Origin of the sequence: Odoribacter lunatus (assembly GCF_943193135.1) — a bacterium.
Taxonomy (GTDB): domain Bacteria; phylum Bacteroidota; class Bacteroidia; order Bacteroidales; family Marinifilaceae; genus Culturomica; species Culturomica lunata.
On record NZ_CALPCZ010000028.1, the window covers coordinates 21,716 to 29,199 of the forward strand.

Consider the following 7,484-nt stretch of genomic DNA (forward strand, 5'->3'; position numbering starts at 1 on the left):
TGTAATTCATAATATGTTTTATACAATAGCGTGTTTCTCTTTTGTGCAAAGGGAAAGAATAATAAATACAAATAAATAATAATTGATTTATGAAAAGAATGTTTAAGCTAATCGGATGGTTAGTTGGTGTGAGTTTAGGTGTGGCTTGTACAATGGAACGGGAATCGGCAAATTACCGAGTAGTTCCGTTGCCTCAAGAGATTACATTGAAGCAGGATAAGTCTTTTGAGTTGGATGGAAATGTGAAGATTGTCTATCCTGGGGATAATGAAAAGATGCGTAGAAATGCAGAATTTTTAGTTGAATATATACAGGAACTTATTGGCAAGAAGTTGTCTTTAGCTCCTGAATATACAGGGGAAAATACAATAACCTTGCAATTGGGATTAGAGTCATCTAATCCGGAGGCTTATCGTTTGACTGTTGGAGATAACGGGGTAATTATTGAGGGAGCCTCTGAAGCAGGTGTTTTTTATGGAATACAAACATTACGTAAGTCTTTACCTATAGTGAAGAATGCGGTTGTAATTCTTCCGGGAGTTGAAATTAATGATGCACCTCGGTTTGGGTATCGTGGAGCGCATTTAGATGTATCGCGTCATTTTTTTACAATAGATTCGGTTAAAAGATTTGTGGATATGTTGGCATTGCACAATATTAATCGTTTTCATTGGCATTTGACAGACGACCAAGGTTGGAGATTGGAGATAAAGAAGTATCCGGAGTTAGTTAAGCTTGGATCAAAAAGAAAAGAAACTGTTATTGGGCGTAATTCGGGTAAATATGATGGGATACCTTATAGCGGTTCTTATACTCAAGATGAAGCAAAAGAAATAGTTGCTTATGCAGCAGAACGTCATATTACAGTTATACCTGAAATTGACTTGCCTGGTCATATGCAAGCGGCGTTGACTGCCTATCCGGAATTGGGATGTACGGGAGGTCCGTATGATGTGTGGAGGCAGTGGGGGGTTTCCGAAGATGTACTTTGTGCAGGGAATGATAAAACTCTTAAATTTATTGAAGATGTATTGGGCGAAATTATAGAAATATTTCCTTCAGAGTATATTCATGTAGGAGGAGATGAATGTCCGAAAGTTCGTTGGGCGAAATGTCCGAAATGTCAGGCTCGTATCAAAACCTTGGGATTGAAAGGAGATAAAAAACATACAGCCGAAGAAAAACTACAGAGTTTTATTATTTCTTATGCCGAGAAATTTTTGAATGCTCACGGACGTCAGATTATCGGTTGGGATGAAATCTTAGAAGGGGGATTGGCACCAAATGCTACGGTAATGTCATGGCGAGGAGTTGGTGGAGGTATAGAAGCTGCCAAACAGAAACACAAAGCGATAATGACTCCGACTTCTTATATGTATTTTGATTACTATCAATCAAAAGATGTTCAATATGAACCGTTGGCAATTGGGGGATATGTTCCCTTGGAAATGGTATATGGGTTTGAGCCGGTTTCACCTTCACTTACCCCAGAGGAGGCTAATTATATTATAGGCGTTCAGGCTAATTTATGGACGGAATATGTGACTTCTTACCGTCATGTTGAATATATGGAAATGCCTCGTATTGCTGCACTGTCTGAGGTGCAATGGACACAGCCGGATAAAAAAGATTATATCGATTTTGTAAATCGTATACCATGTTTATTAAATATTTATGAGCAGAAAGGATATAATTTTGCAAAGCATTTATATAATGTGAAGGCAGAGTTTACTACGAATAGCGAAGAGGGAAATATAGAAGTGGTATTATCGACTGTTGGGGATGCAGAGATCTATTATACATTAGATGGGACGGAACCGACAGAACATTCTTCTAAGTATACGGAAGCATTGAAATTAAAAGAAGATACTGATTTAAGGGCTGTCGCTGTTCGTCCTAGTGGGAAGAGTCGGGTTTTAACAGAGAAAGTTGCTTTTAATAAAGCCACAGCGAAACCTATTATAGCATTGCAACCTGTAAATAAGCAATATGAATACAATGGTGTACTGACATTAGTTGATGGGTTGCAAGGAAATGCGAATTATAAGACTGGCCGTTGGATAGCTTTCTATAAAAATGATATGGAAGTGGTTATTGATTTATTACAGTTGACAGAAATTTCTAGTGTAGCTATTAATACTTGTGTTGAGAAAGGTGATTGGGTATTTGATGCAAGGGGCTTAATGATTGAAGTTTCTGAAGACGGTAATGTTTATACGAAAATTGCTTCTGAATCGTATCCAGTAATGCAAGAAAAAGATAAGAATGGGATTTATACACACAAACTTACGTTTAATCCGGTAAAAACTCGCTATGTAAAAGTAAAAGCATTATCGGAATCTAAAATTCCATCTTGGCATGGAGGAAAAGGAAATCCAGCATTTTTGTTTGTTGATGAGATTACGATTGATTAAGTGCAGAGAAATAAAAAAAGGAAGGCTGTTTATTTACAGCCTTCTTTTTGTTTAATATTTTGAGTAATAGAAGTTTACTAAGTAATATTAACTTGATGAGTGATTCCATATATTTGATTCTTTTGGGCATGATAGCCGGTTTTATCAATACCTTTGCTGGTGGTGGTTCCATGTTGGTAGTCCCTTTTTTGATATTTATGGGCTTACCAGCTAATATTGCCAATGCGACGAATCGAATAGCTATCTTGTGTCAAGATATTGTTTCGGCAGCAACATTTCGTAAAAAAGGGATACTAAATCTTCGTTCTGATTATAAATTGCTAATCCCGACGGCTATAGGGAGTATTATAGGAGCTCTTGTTGCTGTGGATATAAATGAAGATATACTAAAAAAAGTCATTGCGATTTTGTTGGTCTTCATGTTTTTTGTTGTATTGCTTAAACCGGATGTATGGATAAAAACACGTATTGAAGCTGCCAATTCTCAAAAAATGTTTTGGCGTTTTTTAATATTTCTAGGAATCGGTTTTTATGGTGGATTTATTCAAATTGGGGTGGGTTTTTTCTTATTGGCCGGGTTGGTTCTGGGATGTGGATTTAACCTCTTAAAAGCAAATGCGGTAAAAGTGTTCATCATTTTATTTTACACCATACTGGCTCTGGTTATTTTTATTTGGCATGACCTTGTTGATTGGAAAACAGGATTGATATTGTCTTGTGGTAACATGATGGGAGCTTGGATTGGCACGAGGCTTAGCATTAAGTGGGGAGCTAAGTATATTCGTTACATTCTTTTAGTAGCATTGGTATTAGTTGCCTTGAAACTATTTGATTTTTCTTTATGAATTATTTCGGGATGATAAGGAAAAAGGAAATAAGTTTACTTATATTACATTCTCTTCTTTTGTTAATAGGTTGGTGGTCTATTTTACCTTATCCTCTTTTCCGTACACCTTATTCTACTGCTTTATTAGATAAAGAAGGTAGAATTATAGGAATGTCAGTGGCTTCAGACCAGCAATTCCGCCTTCCGGAAATCTCAGCTTTATCGCCGAAATACATTATTTCATTGATAACTTTTGAAGATCAACGCTTCTTTACTCACCAAGGTGTTGATTTTATTGCCTTATTGCGGGCATGTTGGCAAAACCTTTCTTCCCATAAAATCGTGAGCGGCGGAAGTACAATTAGTATGCAGGTCATCCGGATAGCCCGCCAAAATCCGGTTCGCACTTATTCAGAAAAGATATGGGAAATAATACTTGCCTTGCGTTTAGAGCATCAATATACAAAATATCAGATATTGCAAATGTACGCATTACATGCGCCTTTTGCAGGAAACATAGTAGGAATACAGACAGCCTCCCAAAAGTATTTTGATCGTTCTCCCGAACAACTGAGCTGGGCGGAAGCCGCTTTTTTGGCAATTCTTCCCAATTCACCTTCGTTAAAGAAACAGAGAATACTAAAAGAAAAGAGGGATAATTTACTGAAAAAATTATATCAAAAAGGGTGGCTTAATGAAGAAGATTATGTATTAGCTATTGCGGAACCTTTGCCGGAAAAAACATCTTCTCAAACTTCTATTGCACCTCATTTAATGACAGAAGCGGTTTTAACCCGAAAAGGGCAAATATGTTGCTCAACCATTGATAGTCATTTACAGGAACAAGTAAATGAGATAGTAAATAGACATAGCCGATTATTAAGCCAAAATCATATATACAATATGGCTGTTTTGGTGGCTTATGTTCCGACCGGAGAAGTCAAGGCTTATGTGGGAAATGCGTCGCCTCTTCCGGGAAGCCGGGGAAATGAAGTAAATATTATAAAATCAGTACGTAGTTCGGGGAGTATTTTAAAGCCTGCTTTATATGCTTTTATGCAACAAGAGGGGTATATCCTGCCTGCAACATTAATACCGGATATACCTTCCCGTTTTGGGCAATATGCCCCATCCAATTTCAACAAAACATTTCAAGGGGTTATTCCGGCAGATCGGGCATTGGCAATGTCTTTGAATATCCCTTTCGTCAGGATGTTGAAGAGTTATAACTACCATCGCTTTTATAATGATTTAAAACACATAGGAATTACTTCGTTGAATCGTTCTGCAGATGATTACGGTTTGAGCTTGATACTTGGAGGGGCAGAAACCTCCTTGTGGGATTTATGCAATATGTATGGGGGAATGTCATCAACGCTCAATCATTATAATGAATGGGATGGACAATATTTTGAGGGAGAATATAACCGGCTAATGCTTTGGAGCAATACCAATACCGGGAAGAAAGATCTGAAACCAATAAAACCGGAGGATGCTCCGCTTAGTGCCGCTTCTATTTGGCTGACATTGCAGGCATTGGAATCGGTAGAGCGTCCGGAATTAGAATCGGGGTGGAGGAATTTTGTCAAGTCAATGAATTTATCATGGAAGACCGGAACAAGTTTCGGTTTCCGGGATGCGTGGGCAGTTGGCGTGAATGCCGATTGGGTTATCGGCGTATGGGTGGGCAATGCAGATGGAGAAGGGCGTCCCGGATTAGTAGGAGTAAGGGCTGCGGCACCTGTATTGTTTGAAGTTGCCGGATTATTGCCGGTAACGGGTAAATGGCATGAACCATCGGATGAGCTGGAAGAAATAGTCGTTTGCAAACAAAGCGGATATCGGGCTTCAAACCTGTGTGAAAGAAAAGATACAGTAAAAGTATGTCGTAAAGGAAAGCGGACAGAACTGTGCCCCTTTCATCGGCTTGTTCATTTGGATTCTGCCGGGCGGTGGCAGGTAAATTCGGAATGCGAACCGATATTTAATATTTACTCACGTTCTTGGTTTATTTTACCCCCTGTACAGGAATGGTATTATACTAAAAGTCACACTGATTATCGGCGTTTGCCTCCTTATCGTCAAGACTGCTTTTCACCGGAGGAAAACATGGATATTATCTATCCGCCTCAAGGTGCAAGGGTGTTTATCCCCCAGGACTTTGGTGGAACAAAAAGCCGCATTGTTTGTGAGCTGGCGCATCGTCGCCCGGAAACAGAAGTATATTGGCATATTGATAATCAATACGTTGGGATGACACAGTATATCCATCAGCTAGAGTTGAATCTTTCTGTAGGGAATCATCTACTAACATTAATAGATGCAAGCGGAAACACCTTGCAACGGCGTTTTCAGGTCGTCGGTAAAACAAAAAGAGCTTCTTACCGGCCTCTTTAAAAAGCCACTTACGTCGATGGGACATTTCCTATCGAGTAAAATAATATAAATTGACAAACGAATCAATAAATATTCTTTCTTAAAGATATTAAAGTTGTCAGAACGGCACTTTTCCCGTTCTGGGCTGTTTTGGAACGGAGGTGATTCGGAGGTGAAACGGAGAAATAACGGAGATGACCATATGGGCGAATGAAAAAAAACGGACCTAATTTTTAAGACATCCTATCGGAACCACCAGCACATTATCGTGAGGGCGCCGGTAGGCATATTGGCCGGTGCCGGTTATGACCATTAGGAAAGAGGGGCTTTTCATTTTCTTCGTGTCGATTTTGGCGGCGAGCCTGATAAGAGTGTCGGCACCTTCGTTGATTAAGTCGTTGCCGCCCAGTTTTATTTCTATAAGTCCGTATGCTCCGTTCTTGAGGTGCACCACGGCGTCACATTCAAGGCCGTTCTTGTCCCGATAGTGGTATACTGTTCCCTCAATTGCGTCGGCATATACCCGCAAATCCCTTATACAAAGTGTTTCAAAGAACAGTCCGAATGTATTCAGGTCGTTGAGCAGGTCTTTCGGACCTAAGCCGAGCGCGGATGTCGCGATGGAGGGGTCTGTGAAATAGCGGGTATCCGATGTGCGTATGGCTGTTTTGCTGCGCAAGTTGGGATTCCACGCAAGAGAATCTTCTATGACAAATATTTTTTTCAGGGCTTTGAGGTAGGAATAAATCGTATTCTCATTGATACTATCGCTTTCATTTGCCTTTAAATCGGCAAGAATCGTTCCGGCACTTGCCTGTGTCCCTTGGTGGCGGGCATAAGAGCGCATCAGCCTTTTGGCCAATTCCGGATCACGTTCGATATTGTCAACCCGCGAAATATCAAATCTTGTGACAGCTTCGTAATATTCTTTTGCCTGCATCAGAGAGGAGGTGTCGTTTTTTTTCAATGTGGCTTTGGGCCACCCTCCGCGGCATGTCAGAAATGCCAGGCGTTCAATATCGGTATGACTGATACCGTCGATATTTCCCGCCTGTGTAAAGAGTTCTTCCAGGCTGACATCGCCTGTAGAGTCGCCCGATTCCCATAAACTCATTGTTCGCAATTTGAGCCAGGCCATTCTGCCGGTGCCTGTATGGAAAATTTGGTTTATCTCGGGCGGTACGGCGGAACCGGTGAGCATAAATTGTCCGTCCTCGTCTCGTTTGTCTACTTCGTTTCTGACGGCATCCCAGAATTGGGGGGCGATTTGCCATTCATCGATGAGGCGTGGGTTTTCGCCCTGTAGCAGACGTTTGATATTCGTTTTTGCCATAATGAGGTTTTGGTCTTTTGTATCGGGGTCTGCCATATAAAGTACGCTTTTGGCCTGTTGACGTGCCAATGTTGTTTTGCCGCAATATTTAGCTCCTTCGATGACAACGGCTCCCATGGCGTCTAATTTCTCAGTTAAGATTTTGTCTGCGATTCGCTGTCTGTATTCTTTCATAGTTTTGAAGTGATTTTCTTTCAAAAGACAAAGATAGTGATTTTTGTTGAATATCAATAAAAAAGACTGATTTTAATGTGACACTTGGCCGATTTTTTACATTTCTGATGTGGCATTTGGCTGATTTTTGATAGGGCGTTTGGCCGATTTTTTACATTTTTGATGTGGCATTTGGCCGATTTTTGATAGGGCGTTTGGCTGATTTTTTACATTTCTGGTGTGGCATTTGGCCAAGTTTATGAGAGGATTTTTTAATAAGAAAAGAGGAGGAAAAAGGTATACTTCTACTAAGCATGTATAAGAGTTATATTATGATTTATATCAGTGACTTATGAGTATTATTGTTGCCTTCTTAACTGAT

Annotated in this window: 4 protein-coding genes; 3 read left to right on the forward strand and 1 reads right to left on the reverse strand. The window is 40.0% G+C overall.

The genetic code is table 11. The features are described 5' to 3' along the window. The first annotated feature begins 89 nt into the window (after nt 1–89). The 3 genes from NFR61_RS09545 to pbpC all read left to right on the forward strand — a co-directional run bounded on the left by NFR61_RS09545 (nt 90) and on the right by pbpC (nt 5,637). A complete protein-coding gene (locus tag NFR61_RS09545) occupies nt 90–2,414 on the forward strand; it encodes a glycoside hydrolase family 20 protein (RefSeq protein WP_251623478.1) in 2,325 nt (774 codons plus the stop codon). Nucleotides 2,415–2,509: 95 nt separating this feature from the next. Continuing rightward, nucleotides 2,510–3,259 (forward strand): sulfite exporter TauE/SafE family protein, encoded by a 750-nt coding sequence (locus NFR61_RS09550; RefSeq protein WP_251623479.1) that lies wholly within the window; start codon nt 2,510–2,512, stop codon nt 3,257–3,259. Nucleotides 3,260–3,318: 59 nt separating this feature from the next. Further along, entirely contained in the window at nt 3,319–5,637 is a 2,319-nt protein-coding gene (gene pbpC / locus NFR61_RS09555) for a penicillin-binding protein 1C (RefSeq protein WP_251623480.1), read from the forward strand. A gap of 205 nt (nt 5,638–5,842) precedes the next feature. On the opposite strand, the gene NFR61_RS09560 is transcribed toward pbpC, so the two are convergent. Continuing rightward, the gene (locus NFR61_RS09560) at nt 5,843–7,123 is read right to left on the reverse strand and encodes an ATP-binding protein (protein ID WP_251623481.1); all 1,281 of its coding nucleotides are present in this window, start codon (nt 7,121–7,123) and stop codon (nt 5,843–5,845) included. Between the last annotated feature and the right edge of the window lie 361 nt (nt 7,124–7,484).

What these genes read in the sequence shown, in the direction of transcription:
- NFR61_RS09550 (WP_251623479.1), top strand. Translation starts at nt 2,510, where the DNA reads ATGAGTGATTCCATATATTTGATTCTTTTGGGCATGATAGCCGGTTTT.
- NFR61_RS09560 (WP_251623481.1), bottom strand. Translation starts at nt 7,123, where the DNA reads ATGAAAGAATACAGACAGCGAATCGCAGACAAAATCTTAACTGAGAAA.
- NFR61_RS09545 (WP_251623478.1), top strand. Translation starts at nt 90, where the DNA reads ATGAAAAGAATGTTTAAGCTAATCGGATGGTTAGTTGGTGTGAGTTTA.